This is a genomic window from Nakamurella alba (genome assembly GCF_009707545.1).
GTDB lineage: Bacteria > Actinomycetota > Actinomycetes > Mycobacteriales > Nakamurellaceae > Nakamurella > Nakamurella alba.
Map to the genome: position 1 here is coordinate 17,924 of NZ_WLYK01000004.1, position 15,001 is coordinate 32,924.

Consider the following 15,001-nt stretch of genomic DNA (forward strand, 5'->3'; position numbering starts at 1 on the left):
AGCGTTGTCCCGGCCGGGGTTGTCAGCCCGGCCCCTGCTCCTCCGTGGTCTCCATCATCAGCAGCGCCCCACCCGGATGCGGGCCACCGGACAGCAACGGCGTGGCGGTGATCTGCAGCTCGATCGGCCGGCCACGCCGGTTGATGGCCGAGACCACGATCTGGGCGCTCTCCCTCGTCTCCGAGATGACCTCACGGATGATGGTCTTGAGCTGCTCGACCGGGAGCCCGCTGTCCAGGTTGAGGAAGTGGGTGCCGACGGTCTCCTGCTCGCGCAGTCCCCACAGGTCCTCGGCCTGCCGGTTCCACACCTGGACGATCATGTCCCGGTTGACCACCACCACACCCGCCCGCAGGCTGCCCAGGATGGCCTCCATGAAGTGGTTCAGCGAGGAGATCTCGTTGGTGCGGTCGCGGAGCTCCTCGTTCGTCACCTGGAGCTCGTCGTTCATCGACTGCAGCTCCTCGTTCATCGTCTCCAGCTCTTCGTTGGTCGACTGGAGTTCCTCGTTGGTGGTCTCCAGCTCCTCGACGGTCGACTGCAGTTCCTCGTTGGTGGTCTCCAGCTCCTCGTTCGTCGACTGGAGTTCCTCGTAGGCGGTCTCCAGCTGCCGGTTCGTCGATTCCAGCTCCCGCTGCAGTTGCCGGAACCGCGTGACGTCGGTGAACAGGACGGTGACACCGAGCAGCCGGGACCTGCCGTCGATCATCGGCACGAGCTGGACATCGAGGGTCAGCGCCTCGTTGGGTGTGCGGTTCCACTCGAGGTCGTGCAGCCATACCGGCATCCGGGTGTCCTGCACGGCGGCCAGCTGGGCACGCAGCTCCGTCGGCCGGTAGGACACCTCGAGCTCGTGGAACGGCCGGCCGACGTCCCGCTCCGACAACGAGAGCAGGGTGGCCGCGCGGTGGTTCACCATGGCCAGCTCGTTGTCGGTGTTCAGCACGATCTGCGCGACCGGGCTGGCCAGGAACGCCTCGTTCCGCAGGTGCTGCACGTCGGTGAACGGGGCGTCCCCGCTCGGGGCCGGGCCGGGATGTGGGTGCGAGATGTTCTCCACCGCTGACCGCACCGCCTTTCGGAAGAAGCGTCGCTTCAGATCGATCGGTTCGAAGGTTGCCGTGTGGTTGAGCAGCATCTCCGCCTTGCCCAGGAACAGCACTCCGTTGGGCTTGAGGGCGAATCCGAGACGCGACACGATGCGCGACTGGGTCTCGGCATTGAAGTACATCAGTGCGTTGCGGCACGCCAACAGGTCGATCCGGGAGATCGGAGCGTCCTGGACGAGATCGTTGCGGCCGAAGATGACCGAGCGGCGCAGATCCCGGTGGAAGATCCAGCGACCCCCACCGGCCGGTTCGAAGTACGTCTGGAGATAGCCCTCGGGCAGGTCGGCGACCTCCTTGTCGGTGTAGACCGCCTGGCGCGCGACCGCGAGGGCCTCCTCGTCGACGTCGGTGGCGTAGATCTTGACCCGGCCGCGGAAGTTGTCCGTACCGAGCCGGGCCGCCAGCATCATGGCCAGGCTGTACGCCTCCTGGCCCGTCGCGCAGCCCGCGCTCCAGATCCGGATGGGTTCGTTGTCGCCGATCCCGGCCAACACCCCGGGCAGGATGTGGTCCGCCAGCAGGTCCCACGCCTCCCGGTCGCGGAAGAAGGAGGTGACGTTGATCAGGATGGTGTTGAACAGGGTGGTGAACTCTTCCGGGTGCACCTGCAGGTGATCGTGGTACTCCTCCCAGGTCGACAGGCCCACCGATCGCATGTGGTGCTGCACGCGGCGCTTCAGGCTGGCCCTCTTGTACCCGGTGAAGTCGAAGGCCCGGCTCTCCTTGAGGTACTGCAGCAGGCCTTCGAAGGCCGGATCCGACGGCTCCGACCTCGACTCCGGCACCCGGGGAACCACCGGATCGCGCGGGGACGCCCCGGACTTCTCGGTGGGTTCCTCCGCCATCGCCCGCCCGCCTTCCGGTGATCACCCCGCCGGTGAGCACTCCCTGTGCCCGGGAGGCGATCCGGCACAGGATCTCACGCCCGCACGCCCGGTCCGGGAGGGGCACGCTTCCCGGATCCGGTCAGCCCGGCCCGCCCGGCCCGGGCAGCTCGTCGGAAGCGACCGGCACCCCACCCCCGGCACCCTCCAACGCCAACCGAGCGCGGAGCGCTTCGGCCAGTTCGGTGGCCTGGTCGGCCGTTCGCGCGGTGGCCGTGGCCGTGGGCTCGTCCTCGGCCAGATGACGTGCGAGATGACGTGCCAGCACCGCCTGCTCCTCGAGCGCCGCCACTGCGCTCCACAGCCGCGCCTCCGCCGTCTCCGACTGGGCCACCAACAGGTGTTGCGGGCTGTACTGGTGCCCGACATGGCAGCGGTAGAAGTTGATGGACGGCAATCGCACCTGTGCGAGCGAGCCATGGCACTCGGGACAGGTCAGCCGGGTCAGACCGCTCTCGTCAGGGGCGAGGAACCCCGGGTCGTCCGCCTCACCCATGTGCACGGGGACCTCCTCCTCCGACACCGCGACAGCACGGCTCCCGGATGACTTCAGCAACTCGTCGATCGCGCTCGCCAGCAGGTCCGCAGGCGCCGACCGTGCCGTCGGCACGGCGGCCAGGGCGGCTCGCGGCATGGACGAGAAACCTGCGGTCGTCGGGTCCTCCACCAGGATCGCACCGCCGGCCAGTGCCAGCATCGCGGCGCCGACGGCACCGTCGTCCAACATCCCGGACAGGATGACCCCCACTGCCGGCAGGCGCGAGTTCGCCGCGATGCTCCCGAACATCGGATCGATCGCCGGCCGGACGTGGTTGACCCGGGGACCGGTGCTCAGCACGGTGGCGGACCCCGCCACCAGCAGGTGACGACCCGGCGGCGCGACGATGATCTCGCCGTTCCGCAGCTCGTCGCCGTGTCCGGCGTACCGGCAGGGCAACGAGCCGGCGCGTTGGAGGATCTCCGGCAACCGGCTCGTCCCCTGGTCCCCGACGTGCACGGTGACCAGCACCGCAGCGGGCAGCTCTGCGGGCAGCCGCTCGACGAGCTTGATCAGCGCGCCGACGGAGCCCGCCGAACCGCCGATGGCCACCAGGGCCCGGGCCGGCCCGGGGACGTCAGGAGACATCACGCAGACCGCCATCGGCGATCACCCGCTGGGCGATCACCGAGATCTTGAGCTGCTGGTCCTGGGACAGGCGAAGGAGCAGGGCATAGGACTGGTCCGCCGAGATGCCGAATCTGGTCATCAACATGCCCTGCGAGATCCCGATCCGGTGCCGTGCCTCGATGGCCGTCCAGAGATTCTCCTTGTCCCGGATGACGGCCAGCGACACGGCGGCCTCGGCGGCGACCGCCCTGACTTCCGCAAGCTGCTGCCAGGACCACACCGCGTCCCGGGCGAACGCGTACAGCGTCCCCACCGCGCCTTTGCTGGAATCCAGCGTCAGCGACAGCGTCCGGCGGAAGCCTTCGCTCTCCGCCCACGAGGTGAGGCGCTCGTTCGCCCGGCCAGAGCCCTGGTCCTCCGCAGACAGGGCAGGTACGTCGCCGGAACCCTGCTGGACCTCGACCAATCGGCGGCCGATCGGCGAGGTGGCGAACTCGACCACCAGGTCGCCGCCCGGCGCATGTCGCTGGATCACCACCTCGTCGGCGAAGCCGGAGTCGAGCAGGGCCGCGCCCACCGCCGCGCAGACGGCCGCCCGGGCGGCCTCCAGGTCCGTGGTGGTGAGCGCCGCCCTCATCTCGCTCCGGGCCACGTCGACCGCGGTGGAGCCGCCGCTGCCTTCGCCGGCCACGAGCGCCGTCCGATCGTAGGGAGCGGTCACGGTCGAACCGAGCCGGCGCAGGCGCGACTGCTCCCGCAACTCGGCGCTCCGCATCCGGGACGCGCGCACCCGCTCGAGCACATGGGCCGCGGCGGCGTTCATGTCGGCGCTCACCTGTCTGACGATCTGCAGCTCGATGTCGTCCGGGTGTCGGGACGGTCGTTCGGCAATGGATGGCACCTGCCATTCCTTCCGTAGACAGGCGAGGTTGGTCGGTTCTCTACGACAACCGCCTGTCCAGGCTCAGTACCCGGTCGGGACCTGCTGAGACCACCACTTCCGAGCCGCGCCCATCCGCGTGGAGAAAGCAGCCGTTCGCGCGCGACGTCGACCGCGGATCATCCGGATGCCGCGGTCGTCGGACGCGGATCGGTGAGGAACGCAGCGATCGCGCGCAGGTCGAGAACCGGCGCCGCACCGGCTGCGATCGCCGATTCCGGCATCGAGCGGGCGGCCGCGGAATCCGGGCTCTGCGCGACCACCACGGCCCCGGCACCGGTCATTGCCCGTACCCCGGCGGCACCGTCGGAGCCCATCCCGGAGAGCACCACGGCCAGCGCACGTGCCCCGTACGATGCGGCCGCCGACGCGAGCAGCATGTCGTGGGGGCGTGCGGTCAGCGGGAGTCGTTCGTCGCCCACGGTGCAGGTGCCGTCCGGCCGGAGTTCGAGGAGCCGCCGCGCCGGGGTGACCAGGATGCGACCGGGTTCCAGTCGATCGCCGTCGCGCGCCCAGGCGACGGAGTGGGCGGTCTTGTGGGTCAGGATCGGGACGAGCTGGCTGCCCGGCTCGCTCAGGTGCTGCTGGACGACGACGGCGAACGGCAGATCGGTGGGCAACTCGGACAGGATGGCGATGAAAGCCTCCAGGCCGCCGGCCGAGGCCACCAGGACCACGACCTCGATCGGCCGGTGCGTCCTCGCCATGTCGTCGCCTCCGCACCGGACCGGACCTGTCCGACCCGACGAGGTGCGGGTGGTCCGGTAGCCCTGGGCCGAATTCTACGGCTGCCCGTGCCGTTGGAAGGCTGGGTTCGCCGCCGCACCGTGCCCCGGTCCACCCCGCTGCAACCGGTGATGCCCCGCCCGAGCAGAGCAAGGGCGGGGCACCGGGCACGTCGCGCTGAGGGTACCCGGGGTGGCGTCAGATCGACGAAGTCGTGAGCGGTTCAGGCGGCAAGCATGGTGATGCCCGGGACGGTGCGCTGCAGGTCGTCCTCGAAGTGGGCGCGTGCACGCTCGATCACGCGGGCCAGAATGCGGGAAACCTGCATCTGGCTCACGCCGATCGCCCGTCCGATCTCCGCCTGCGACATCTCCATGACGAACCGCAGGTGCAACACGGTGCGGTCCCGTTCGCCGAGGCCCTCGACGAAACCCTGGAGAGCGAGACGGTTCTCGACACCGATGAAGCCGTCCTCGGTGCACCCGAGCAGCGCCGCGTAGGTCGACTCGCCGTCGCTGTCCGGAGCGAGCGGGACATCCAGGGACGCCGGGTAGCAGATGTTCGAGATTTTCTGCGCCTCCCGGACCTTGTCGACCGGGACGTCCAGCAGAGCGGCCAGTTCGTCGGGCGTGTGGCGGTGGTCGTCCCCGCCCTGCAGTCCGTTCATCTCCATCCGGAGCTCCTGGAGGGGCCTGGGTGGACGGATGGTCGCGGAGTGGTCGCGGAAGTAGCGGCGGATCTCCCCGGTCATGGTGGGGACGGCGTACTGCAGGAAGTCGTCACACCGCCCCGACTGCCATCGGTCAGCAGCCTTGAGCAGACCCAGCCAGGCCAGCTGTTCCAGATCGTCGGGGTCGACGCCGCGGTGCCGGAACCGGCGGGCCACCGCACGCACCACCGGGCGGTGCACCTGCGCGATTGCTGAGATGAGCCGGCGGCGCTCGGAAGGATCGGCGGTGTCAGCCAGCTGCGTCACGAGCTGGTTGGCCCGCGCCTGCCGGGCGTGTTGACCATCGGTCGAGTCGGTGGACACGACCGGGCCGGCGTTCCGGACGGAAGGCTTCAGGGAGGAAACGGGCATGCTGGGAACGGGCATGGTGGAAACGGGCATGGTGGGAACTCCTGGCCGAAAAGCGGCTGCGGCTGGCGTTTCAACCTGAAGGCGTTGTCCCCGGGATGATCGGGGTCAAACTGCCTCGCAGCAAAGAAGTTTCGGAGTGGGAAGTCATCGGTGCCGGCTCTGGCGCCGACGGATCATCGACGTGTGCGACGGTGACGGCGGGACGGCGTACCGAACGCGTCAGGCCGGGTGGGCCGCTCGTGTCAGCGGTGGCGAGCACGCACGGAGGTCAGAGGCCCGGGACCGACCGATGATGAAGGACGTACCGGCTCGTGCGGGCGGCGGAGAGGTCGCATCGAACGACGACGTGTCCGAACTGCCGGCTGCCGGAGCCTTGACGTACTGGTCCGCCGCGGCTGCGCGGCGTGGTGAGACGGAGCTGATGGACGCCTCGATCCATGGCACAGCGATCACCCCTTCCGGCCGGAGTGGCCCCGCCCCGACGGCGGACCACCGGCTGTGCGGAACAATTTCTAGCACTCCGCCTCTCGGAGTGCCAGTAGCCCGAGCGGGTGATCATTCCTGACTGACGTCATCGAAAGCTCCAGGTGTTGCACCTGTCTCGCCGGGAAAGCCATTGGGTTCAACATCATCGACGGCGGAACGGAGGCGTGCGCAGGGTGGCTGTGGTGATCCCCGGCCCGGCTGGACGCGGCCGGCGCACCTGCTCGGAGGAGCTCGGAGCCGCACCGAACGACAACCGCATCCAGCTCTCCGGTGGAGGTCACACTCGTCGAAGGATGACACTCGTCCGCCCTGACGTGCAGAATCGGAACGGTCGTAACACCACGCGGCGGCTGTCGGACCGCCCCCGGCGACGGTCCGACCGGATCGGTCGCCGGCTGCGGAGGAGACATGGAGCCGTTCGTCGCCGCGGTCGCCGCGGATCACGAGATCCCGGACTGGGCGCCGATCTCGGTGAGGGTCGGAGACCACGTCCAGGTGGGAGACCGCGATACGACATGGCCGGCGTTCGTGTTCGTGACCGTGGCGACGGGGAAAGGCTGGGTCCCCGAGCGCCTCCTCGACGATCAACGCCCTGTCGCCCGGGTCCTGCAGGACTACGACACGCGTGAACTGCCGGTGTCAGCGGGTGATCGGGTCGTGGTGACGATCGATGATGCCGAGTCGGGGTGGTGCTGGTGCACGAACGACGACGGACGCGCCGGCTGGGTGCCGCGCAGGGTGCTCGTGGTGGACACAGACGCACAGTGACAGCGTGACTCGGACGGTCATGTCGGCCTCGCCGACGCAGTGAGGTGGATCCACGTGTACCCGGGAGGGTTTCGTGGCAGTCGACGGGTGGGAACGCCTAGGTGCCCACCACATCAGCACGATTCGACGACACCACATGGAGGAAGACATGACCGAGAAGCAGGACGACCGCGACACGGTGGTCGAGCTGGTCAAGCGGGCGCGTTCGGCGATGCTGACGACGATGACCCCGGACGGCGACCACGTCAGTCGCCCGATGGCCGTGCAGGAGGCCGAGTTCGACGGTGATCTGTGGTTCTTCGCCGACGAGAACTCCGACAAGATCAGGGACATCACGGCGCACCCGCGGGTCAACGTGGCCCTGGCCAACGACAGCAAGAACGAGTGGACCTCGATCGCCGGTACGGCCGAGATCGTCCACGACCGGGCCAAGGCCGAGCAGCTGTGGTCCAAGCCGCTCGAGACCTGGTTCCCCGACGGACTGGACACCCCCGGGCTGACCCTGATCAAGGTGCAGGGCGACACCGCCGAGTACTGGGACGCGCCCACCAGCCGGATCAAACTGTTGCTGGGCATGGGCCGGGCGATCCGCCGCAACGACCCGGACGAGTTCCCGGTGGACAACCGCACCGTCGACCTCTGACCTCGCTCGGCCCCGACGGCCCCGCACCGTTCCTGCCGCCGACAGGGATGGTGGGTGATGCCCCTTCGCGCGATTCATCGCAGGCACGACCGTCGGGTTGGCGGATTGCCCGGAGGGGCACAGGCGGGATTGACAAGGGCCGTCCGGTCCACCGGCGCGGACGGCGAACGGAACGCCGGCCACATCCGGCTCGGACGCCTTCGCAACGAGCCGTCGAACGAAGGAGCACAGGCTGATGACCGAGGACGAGATCAGCAGTCGGAAGGCAGCTGCGGCCGCAGACGCAGGATCGAACCACGGTGTCGGAGTCAACGCCGACGAGCCCAGCGCGGCCGATCGACGCGACGACCAGGCGCCGGATCCCGTGACAGGTGACACCGAGCACCATGCCGCAGAGGCCGATGCAGCCTCGAACGAGGCCACCGAACTGCCGGGTTGAGCGGATCCCTCGGTACTGATGGTCCGGTTCCGCCGCGTCCTGCGGTGCCGAATTCCGATCAGATCAGGCTGCATCCCTCAAGTGACGGGATCTCGCAGGCGTCGGCCGGCCTGTGCCTCCGCGAAGGCGACCGCGCCCAGTTCTCCGGCATCGGGTCCGAGATGCTGCAGTGCTTCACGATGGATCCGGGCGACGGCATCGCCCACGACGTGGGGTAGATCGTGCCGATCGGCCTCCCACAGCAGCGAGTCGAGCTCCTCGACCACCCGGTCCAGGCCGAAGGAGTGCAGGTAGTCGCCGGCCAGCACGCCGGGCCAGTCGCGCTCCAGAAATGTAGATGCGGCAGGCCCGTCCAGGACCAGGTCACGGAATCGGCCGGGAGGAATGCCTGCAGTGGTGGCGAGGAGCGCCGCCTCGGCAACCATCGCGGCCTGCCCGAACCAGAGCTGGTTGACCAGCAACTTCATCGTGCCGGCGGCATGGTGGCTGCCGATGTGCACCATACGGTTCGAGAAGGCTGCCAGTACCGGGCGCCAACGTTCCAGCAGATCGGGATCGCCGCCCACGTACAGCTGCAGCGTGCCGTTCTCGGCGGCCGACGGTCCGCCGCCCATCGGGGCCTTCAGGAACGGGACACCTGACGTTGCAGCCGTCTGACCCAGCGTGTGCGCGAGGACCGGGGAGGTGCTGGTCAGATCGATCCAGGCACACCCGGGTGGCAGCAGATCGATCAGACCCGTGGATCCGACTGCCAACTCCTGGAGTTCCGGCGATCCCGGTAGTGCGGTCAGCACCAGATCCGCATCGAGCACGGCATCGCCCGGCGACGAAGTCGTGCGGAACGAGAGGGCCGCGGACCGCTCGATCGGGTCGTACCCACGCACCGTCAGACCGGCATCGGCCAGGCGGGAAGCTATGCGGACGCCCATACGTCCCAGCCCGAAGACCGCCACGGTGGTGCCGCTGCCAGGGGGTTGTGGACTCGTCATTCCCGGGATCATCGCACCGCGGTCGTCGTCGCTGGAGCTGCTGGCTTCATGGAGGCGGCCCGCCATCGGCGGGCACCGCGATGTCACGACCCGCCGGTCCGCGACGTGGGAACCGCCCCTGACGGCGACCGACGCGAATTGCGTCCGCTACCCGCGCTGAGGGATACCCGAAGAATCAGCGGTCGTGGCCGGGATCGGGTGTCTGCAGCCCGGTGGTGGACGTGTCGGGCACCGTGGAGGTCGGTCCCTCGGTGCCGGACCCGTTCCCGAAAATCAGGGCCAACACCAGGATGACGGCAGCGAGCAGGACGAACAGTGCCGGCAGGACGACGTTCTTGCGCTTCCAGATGGGCGTGGTGTTGGTGGTCATGATTCTTCGAACCTTGAGGTCGCGGTCCGCATCGTCAGTTCCCCGGGCTGTCGGCGATGCGGATCTCCTGCTCGGCGGTGGCCTGGATCAGTGCCAGCAACTCGGGATCCAAGCCGGGCGAGAACTCTTCCTTTCGCTCGGGTGAGATCGACATCGGGAAGCCCTGCGGCATCACATCTGTGGTGAGTTCCGTGCCGTCGTTCGACGGGGACGCCCCGCGGTAGAGCTTGTCGGCCTCGGACAGGTTGTCCGCGCTGAAGGTGTACTGCACGCTCTGCAATCCGCGGTCGACGAGCTTCTTGACCTCCGGAAAGCGTTCGGCGTTGGTCTTCGGGATCGGCAGCACCTTGCCCCAGTCCACTCCCAGGCTCTCCAGCGCCTTGGCAAAAGCGTTCTCGTGGGCCTGGTCCCGCACGATGAGATAGGCGATCGTCGAGCGGGCGGTCTTGTTGTCGGTCATCTCGTAGATCCGGCACTTCTGCAGCCGCCCGGTCGACTCGAGCATCAGGTTGTACAGCAGGTCCAGCACCAGGTTGCCGCTGTTGTACACATAGGAACCGGACCACGGATTGCCGGCCGCGTCCACCGGCAGCGCCCCCTGCGCACCCACGAGGTAGTGGTGGATGTTGCTGTGGTCCAACGCGATCGACAGCGGCGTCGCACCCCGGGCGCCGGGCTTGTCCACCGGATCGTTCTTGCGGCCCTGGTAGGCCGGCGAGCCGTCCAGCAGCCGGGAGATCGTCGTTCCGATCAGCTCGACGTGACTGATCTCCTCGGTGCCGACCCCCTGCAGCAGATCCTTGTAGGGCTTGGACTTCACATCGCCGCGGAAGTTGATGCTCTGGAACAGGTACTGCATCATCGTCCGCATCTCGCCGAACTGCCCGCCCAACCCCTCCTGCAGGGCATTCGCGGCGGCGGGATCCGGTTCGTCGACGGCAATCTCGTTGATCAACAGCTCGGTGTGCAGATACATCGGGTACTCGTTTCTTCTCGAGGGTGACGGGTCCCGCGGCAGCCGCACGGTCCGGGACGCAGAGTCGGTCAGCCGGTGCCGTCGGCGACGGCCACGTTGTACCGGTCGGTGAATCGGCGCCGCAGTTCGGTGATGGATGCCAGAGTCGACTGCGCATCGCCGGGCGGAAGATCCTCCACCGAGGACGCGAGCTCGTTCAGCCGGGTCAACACGGTATCGAGCTCGCTCGCCGAGAGCTGTTGGTGTCGCTGTTCGATCGCGCGCAGCTCCGCGTTCATCTGCTCGGGGTTCATCGGTCTGACCTCGACCCTCCGGCGTACCGCCGTTTGCGTCGTACCGGCCGGTCGGCTTCAGCAGGTACGAACCCGGTAGCCACCGTGGCACATCCCAAACAACCCCGCGCCTGACCCGGATCGGTCTCCGTCACCGAACAGCGCTCGGAAGGAATGTGCGCGAGGGCAAGGCCGGGGCATCGTTGTCGCCGGGCATCGATGTCGCCGTGCGTCGGCGTCGATCTGCCCTTCTGCAGTGGACCGCACCGACAGCAACGAGCCCCGCCCACCGGTGTGGTGGGCGGGGCTCCCGCGTCCAGGGTCGAGGCTCAGCGACCCATCGCGTCCTTCGCGGCGTCCTCGACCTTGTCTCCGGCCCGCTTCACGTTCGCCGATGCCTGATCGGCCTGGCCTTCGGCCCGCAGATCGTCGTTGTTCGTGGCGCGGCCCGCTGCTTCCTTGACCTTGCCGCCGGCTTCCTCCGCCGCGTGCTTCACCTTGTCGCCCATGCTCATGGTCGATACTCCTTCGGATCGAACCCCCGTCTGTGGACGGAGAACCAATGCCCACGAACGCCCGTCGGCAAACCGGCACGAGCCACCCACCACCGACGCCCGTCGTCACCGTTGGGCGGACGGTGACACGGGGTACCGCCACGACATGACAGATGAGCAGGATGAGAAGTCCGCTGCAGCCGCCTATTTTCACGAGTCGGAGCGTGTGCTGTTCGAGATCCTGAACCAGTCCGACCCCGACCCGGACGCGTGGGCAGCGGCCTGGGAAGCGTTCGAGTTGTCGACGGGTCGACTTGCCGCCGCCTGGGGACGTGGACCGTCGACCGACTGACCCGCCCGGCGGCCGCCGGGGCACGGACGCTATGAGATCGCCGGCACCTCGGAGCTGCCTGTCGTTCGGCATCACACGGCTGGGGTACAGGAGGTGACCGGCGGCGCCGGACATCGCGTTTTTCAACCCCAGAACAGGTGCGGCGCTGCAACACCTTCGGAGCGAGAGTTGAGGATCGAATGGATCATGTCGATCGCGAGTCCGGCGTCGACCCGCAGCGGTCGCGCCGAGGGTTTCAGCGGGATGACACCAGATGGATGCAGCAACTGACAGCCGTTGCAGCCCACGTCGAGCGGACCGGCCGCCTGCCCTCGGCGAGCAGGAACGCCGATCCCCAGGAGCGTCCACTAGGGGTCTGGTTGACCAATCAGCGTCGGGACCACCTCATCGGTTCGATGCCCGTCGACCGGGTCGCCAGGCTTGATGCCCTGGTCCCGACCTGGGCCGGGAAGAGCGGGCCGCGCCGGGACCGCTGACTCGTTGGGACGATCGGCGTGGAGCTTCCCGCGGTCCATCATGGGTCAGACCGGGGCGCTCGACGTTGCAGGACCTACGGTGAGCCTGGCCCAGGAAGTTGCTGACTGCCTTCGCCACGGCGAGCGGCTTGCCACTGTTCCACGGTCCGTCATGGCCAAGACCTTCGTGCTGGGCGTGGCGGGCATCAGGCAGAACCTGGACCAGCCGTCGTGCCGACTCTTGCAGGAAGGCAGGGGTTCTCGAGCCTGACAGCACCAGGACCGGCTTGTCGACCGTTGCGAAGGTACCCATCTGCCCGTCGATGCCGAGAGATCCCTTCCGGGTAGAACGGCGGCTCGTACACCACCGCCCGTTCCCCAGGTCGAGGGTGCGTGCCGCTTCGAGAGTGATGACCGCACCCGAACTCAGCCCGAACACGTACGCCGCACCGGTCGACTTCATGACGGCCGGCCGGACAGACGGAACGGGGACTTGACGGAGGGGTCGAATCGAGCTCCACGGTCGGGCGGGCCTAAGCAGGTTGTGTCCCATCAGCTTTTCCTGCAGGTGGGTCGAAGAGCGGGCCGATGAGGCGCCGGCCCTCGCCCACGTCGTGGAGGACGCCGCGCCGGAGTTGCTCCAGGGGTGCGTCTGATGTGGCGTAGCGCAGCAGTGCGCTCAGGTGCACCCGCCACAGACCGATCAGAGCGCCGGCCCGGATCTGGTTCGTGGGTGAGAGCGGGTCGGATCCGTTGCCTGCCGCGAGCGTGTCCGCGGCGAGTCGTGTCAGACGCTCCACCTGGTACGCCGCGGCTGTTTGCAGTGCAGGGCTCGACTCGACCAGCAGCACGAAAGCGCGCACCATGCGTACGGCATCGCTCTCGCTGCTGACCAGACCGGCCGGTCCGCTGCTGTCGAGCCGACCGACCTCGTCGCGGATGCAGTCCATCACCGCGTCCAACACGACGGCGGGTGTCCCGACCGTGTCGTTCAGAACCTCGGCAAGGGCCTCGCCGCGGTCGAACAGCAGCGACTCCTTGGTCGGGAAGTGGTTCCACACCGTCTTGGTCGAGACCCCGCATGCCTGCGCTACGTCGGCAACCCGAACGGCATCAAAACCCTGCTCAAGGAACATGGCAGTCGCCTTGTCCGACAGACGATGTCGCAGCTCGCGACGTCGACGGTCCAGTGTGCGACCCCGACGGCTCCCGTCCACCGCCAGGTTCGCCGCTGGTCCGCCGTCGTCCACCCCCGCACCCTAGCAGGCATGATTTACACTCCGTGTAGTTTACACTCGGTGTAAGTTGGGCATGGTGGGTGCACCTACGCTGCCCCGATCATCGGAGACGTTGATGACCACACCTGCCGGCCGCCATCTGCCCTCGCGCGGTCATACGACCCCACCATCTGCAACCCACCAGCGGCGGTGGTGGATCCTTGCGGTCGTCAGCCTGGCGCAGTTGATGGACGTCCTGGACGGGACAATCATCAACATCGCCCTGCCGTCTGCGCAGAATGATCTCGGCTTCGGCGAGGACCAGCGGGAATGGATGGTCACCGGGTACGCCCTGGCCTACGGCAGCCTGCTCCTGCTGGGTGGGCGATTGGCCGATCGGTTCGGTCGCCGCAAGCTGTTCATGATCGGGCTGGTCGGCTTCTCGGTCGCCTCCGGCGTCGGCGGAGCCGCAGGGAACTTCACGGTGCTGCTCGCTGCGCGCATCTCCCAGGGGGCGTGCGCTGCGATGCTTGCGCCGGCGGCGCTGTCCTTGCTCTCGGTCACCTTCGCGGACCAACCGTCCGAGCGTGGCCGCGCGTTCTCCGTCTTCGGAGCGGTGTCCGGGATGGGCGGCGCCATCGGCTTGGTGCTCGGCGGCGTCCTGACCGACACCCTGTCGTGGCGCTGGTGTCTGTATGTCAACGTGGTGATCTCGGCGGTCGCCCTTGTCGGCGCACTCGTGCTGCTCCGCGGGCTCGACGAGTCCGGGGAACGCCAGCGGAACCTGGACCTGCTCGGCGCGGCTGCCGTGGTCGGCGGCCTGTTCGGACTCGTGCTCGGGCTGGGGAACTCCGCCGCGCACGGCTGGGATGACGCCGGCACCTGGCTGCCCCTCGCCGCCGGAGCGCTGCTCCTGACCCTGTTCTTCCTCCGCGAGCGCTCCACCGCCCGGCCACTGCTGCCGCTGTCGGTCATCCTGCACCGGGATCGTGGCGCCGCCTACCTGGGTATCGGCGTCGCCGGAGTCGGGTCGTTCGCCGTCTTCCTGTACCTGACCTTCTACCTCCAACAGACTCTCGGCTGGTCGGCCTTGAAGTCCGGTGTTGCCTTCCTGCCCTTCGCGGCAGCGCTCGTCGTCGGCGCCGGCATCTCCGGATCACTGCTCCTGCCCCGGGTCGGCCCCCGCCCACTGGTACCGATCGGCTGCGTCCTGAGCGCCGTGTCACTGCTACTTCTCACCGGGCTCCCCGCCGATGGCTCCTACCTCGCCGACGTTCTGCCCACCGTTCTGCTGTCCGGGGCAGGGGTCGGCATCATCTTCGGCTGCGCACAGAACGTCGCCACCAGCGGCGTGGCCACCTCGGACTCCGGCGTCGCATCCGCCATGGTCAACACCGTGCAGCAGGTCGGCGGCTCCATAGGGCTCGCCGCCTTCACCTCCATCAACATCGCCGCGTCAGACCGGTACACCACCAACCACGCCGATCTCGCCCACGACCAGCTGCAGACCCTGTCCGCACTGGCCGGCTACCACACCGTCTTCTGGGTCGGCGCCGGGATCTTCACCATCGGGGCCGTCCTGACCACCGCCCTGTTCAATCCCGGCCCGGTCCAGAACATCACGCATGCATGACATCCACCGGCACGTCGACGTATCCAACTTCCCCCGCGAGATCCAGCGGCAGATTCGAA

General features: G+C 68.2%; 17 protein-coding genes. 6 read left to right on the plus strand and 11 right to left on the minus strand.

The features are described 5' to 3' along the window. Positions 1-22 precede the first annotated feature (22 nt). From GIS00_RS11880 to GIS00_RS11900, 5 genes are all read right to left on the minus strand, one after another. Positions 23-1,954, minus strand: coding sequence for a CheR family methyltransferase (locus tag GIS00_RS11880; RefSeq protein ID WP_154768680.1), 1,932 nt, complete (start codon positions 1,952-1,954; stop codon positions 23-25). Between the two features lie 121 nt (positions 1,955-2,075). Next, on the minus strand, positions 2,076-3,119 hold the full coding sequence (locus GIS00_RS11885; protein WP_196073241.1) for a chemotaxis protein CheB: 1,044 nt from the start codon (positions 3,117-3,119) through the stop codon (positions 2,076-2,078). Beyond that, positions 3,109-4,002, minus strand: coding sequence for an ANTAR domain-containing protein (locus GIS00_RS28395; RefSeq protein ID WP_154768682.1), 894 nt, complete (start codon positions 4,000-4,002; stop codon positions 3,109-3,111). The genes GIS00_RS11885 and GIS00_RS28395 overlap by 11 nt, the downstream gene beginning before the upstream one ends. Before the next feature lie 158 nt (positions 4,003-4,160). After that, on the minus strand, positions 4,161-4,748 hold the full coding sequence (locus tag GIS00_RS11895; RefSeq protein ID WP_154768683.1) for a chemotaxis protein CheB: 588 nt from the start codon (positions 4,746-4,748) through the stop codon (positions 4,161-4,163). 242 nt (positions 4,749-4,990) lie between these two features. Further along, entirely contained in the window at positions 4,991-5,848 is an 858-nt protein-coding gene (locus GIS00_RS11900) for a sigma-70 family RNA polymerase sigma factor (protein ID WP_196073242.1), read from the minus strand. An 894-nt stretch (positions 5,849-6,742) separates the two neighbouring features. Here GIS00_RS11900 and GIS00_RS11905 point away from each other — a divergent pair. The 3 genes from GIS00_RS11905 (at position 6,743) to GIS00_RS11915 (ending at position 8,184) form a co-directional block, all read left to right on the plus strand. Then, entirely contained in the window at positions 6,743-7,102 is a 360-nt protein-coding gene (locus GIS00_RS11905) for an SH3 domain-containing protein (protein WP_154768685.1), read from the plus strand. 148 nt (positions 7,103-7,250) lie between these two features. Continuing rightward, entirely contained in the window at positions 7,251-7,745 is a 495-nt protein-coding gene (locus tag GIS00_RS11910; RefSeq protein WP_154768686.1) for a pyridoxamine 5'-phosphate oxidase family protein, read from the plus strand. Between the two features lie 235 nt (positions 7,746-7,980). Then, entirely contained in the window at positions 7,981-8,184 is a 204-nt protein-coding gene (locus GIS00_RS11915) for a hypothetical protein (RefSeq protein ID WP_154768687.1), read from the plus strand. A 77-nt stretch (positions 8,185-8,261) separates the two neighbouring features. On the opposite strand, the gene GIS00_RS11920 is transcribed toward GIS00_RS11915, so the two are convergent. From GIS00_RS11920 to GIS00_RS11940, 5 genes are all read right to left on the minus strand, one after another. Further along, positions 8,262-9,173 carry an NAD(P)-dependent oxidoreductase gene (locus tag GIS00_RS11920; RefSeq protein ID WP_196073243.1) on the minus strand — a complete coding sequence of 304 codons (912 nt, stop codon included), beginning with the start codon at positions 9,171-9,173 and terminating at the stop codon, positions 8,262-8,264. Between the two features lie 175 nt (positions 9,174-9,348). Continuing rightward, positions 9,349-9,543, minus strand: coding sequence for a hypothetical protein (locus GIS00_RS11925; protein WP_154768689.1), 195 nt, complete (start codon positions 9,541-9,543; stop codon positions 9,349-9,351). Positions 9,544-9,577: 34 nt separating this feature from the next. Then, positions 9,578-10,519, minus strand: coding sequence for a manganese catalase family protein (locus GIS00_RS11930; RefSeq protein WP_154768690.1), 942 nt, complete (start codon positions 10,517-10,519; stop codon positions 9,578-9,580). A gap of 68 nt (positions 10,520-10,587) precedes the next feature. Then, positions 10,588-10,812 carry a hypothetical protein gene (locus tag GIS00_RS11935; protein WP_154768691.1) on the minus strand — a complete coding sequence of 75 codons (225 nt, stop codon included), beginning with the start codon at positions 10,810-10,812 and terminating at the stop codon, positions 10,588-10,590. A gap of 308 nt (positions 10,813-11,120) precedes the next feature. Further along, a complete protein-coding gene (locus GIS00_RS11940; protein WP_154768692.1) occupies positions 11,121-11,306 on the minus strand; it encodes a CsbD family protein in 186 nt (61 codons plus the stop codon). A 145-nt stretch (positions 11,307-11,451) separates the two neighbouring features. On the opposite strand from GIS00_RS11940, the gene GIS00_RS11945 reads away from it, so the two are divergent. Next, positions 11,452-11,637, plus strand: a complete 186-nt coding sequence (locus tag GIS00_RS11945; RefSeq protein ID WP_154768693.1) for a hypothetical protein — start codon at positions 11,452-11,454, stop codon at positions 11,635-11,637. A 257-nt stretch (positions 11,638-11,894) separates the two neighbouring features. Beyond that, positions 11,895-12,113: a helicase associated domain-containing protein gene (locus GIS00_RS29280; RefSeq protein ID WP_407666858.1), complete on the plus strand. Its 219-nt coding sequence runs from the start codon at positions 11,895-11,897 to the stop codon at positions 12,111-12,113. Positions 12,114-12,625: 512 nt separating this feature from the next. On the opposite strand, the gene GIS00_RS11955 is transcribed toward GIS00_RS29280, so the two are convergent. Beyond that, positions 12,626-13,342: a TetR/AcrR family transcriptional regulator gene (locus GIS00_RS11955; RefSeq protein ID WP_154768695.1), complete on the minus strand. Its 717-nt coding sequence runs from the start codon at positions 13,340-13,342 to the stop codon at positions 12,626-12,628. A gap of 103 nt (positions 13,343-13,445) precedes the next feature. On the opposite strand from GIS00_RS11955, the gene GIS00_RS11960 reads away from it, so the two are divergent. Continuing rightward, a complete protein-coding gene (locus tag GIS00_RS11960) occupies positions 13,446-14,942 on the plus strand; it encodes an MFS transporter (protein WP_154768696.1) in 1,497 nt (498 codons plus the stop codon). Positions 14,943-15,001 lie beyond the last annotated feature (59 nt).

Coding starts and splice junctions, on each gene's coding strand:
- GIS00_RS11920 (WP_196073243.1), bottom strand. CDS start 9,173: ATGACGAGTCCACAACCCCCTGGCAGCGGCACCACCGTGGCGGTCTTC.
- GIS00_RS11895 (WP_154768683.1), bottom strand. CDS start 4,748: ATGGCGAGGACGCACCGGCCGATCGAGGTCGTGGTCCTGGTGGCCTCG.
- GIS00_RS11960 (WP_154768696.1), top strand. CDS start 13,446: ATGACCACACCTGCCGGCCGCCATCTGCCCTCGCGCGGTCATACGACC.
- GIS00_RS11910 (WP_154768686.1), top strand. CDS start 7,251: ATGACCGAGAAGCAGGACGACCGCGACACGGTGGTCGAGCTGGTCAAG.
- GIS00_RS11935 (WP_154768691.1), bottom strand. CDS start 10,812: ATGAACCCCGAGCAGATGAACGCGGAGCTGCGCGCGATCGAACAGCGA.
- GIS00_RS11885 (WP_196073241.1), bottom strand. CDS start 3,119: ATGTCTCCTGACGTCCCCGGGCCGGCCCGGGCCCTGGTGGCCATCGGC.
- GIS00_RS11900 (WP_196073242.1), bottom strand. CDS start 5,848: ATGCCCGTTTCCTCCCTGAAGCCTTCCGTCCGGAACGCCGGCCCGGTC.
- GIS00_RS11930 (WP_154768690.1), bottom strand. CDS start 10,519: ATGTATCTGCACACCGAGCTGTTGATCAACGAGATTGCCGTCGACGAA.
- GIS00_RS11925 (WP_154768689.1), bottom strand. CDS start 9,543: ATGACCACCAACACCACGCCCATCTGGAAGCGCAAGAACGTCGTCCTG.
- GIS00_RS29280 (WP_407666858.1), top strand. CDS start 11,895: ATGCAGCAACTGACAGCCGTTGCAGCCCACGTCGAGCGGACCGGCCGC.
- GIS00_RS11880 (WP_154768680.1), bottom strand. CDS start 1,954: ATGGCGGAGGAACCCACCGAGAAGTCCGGGGCGTCCCCGCGCGATCCG.
- GIS00_RS11940 (WP_154768692.1), bottom strand. CDS start 11,306: ATGAGCATGGGCGACAAGGTGAAGCACGCGGCGGAGGAAGCCGGCGGC.
- GIS00_RS11905 (WP_154768685.1), top strand. CDS start 6,743: ATGGAGCCGTTCGTCGCCGCGGTCGCCGCGGATCACGAGATCCCGGAC.
- GIS00_RS11945 (WP_154768693.1), top strand. CDS start 11,452: ATGACAGATGAGCAGGATGAGAAGTCCGCTGCAGCCGCCTATTTTCAC.
- GIS00_RS11915 (WP_154768687.1), top strand. CDS start 7,981: ATGACCGAGGACGAGATCAGCAGTCGGAAGGCAGCTGCGGCCGCAGAC.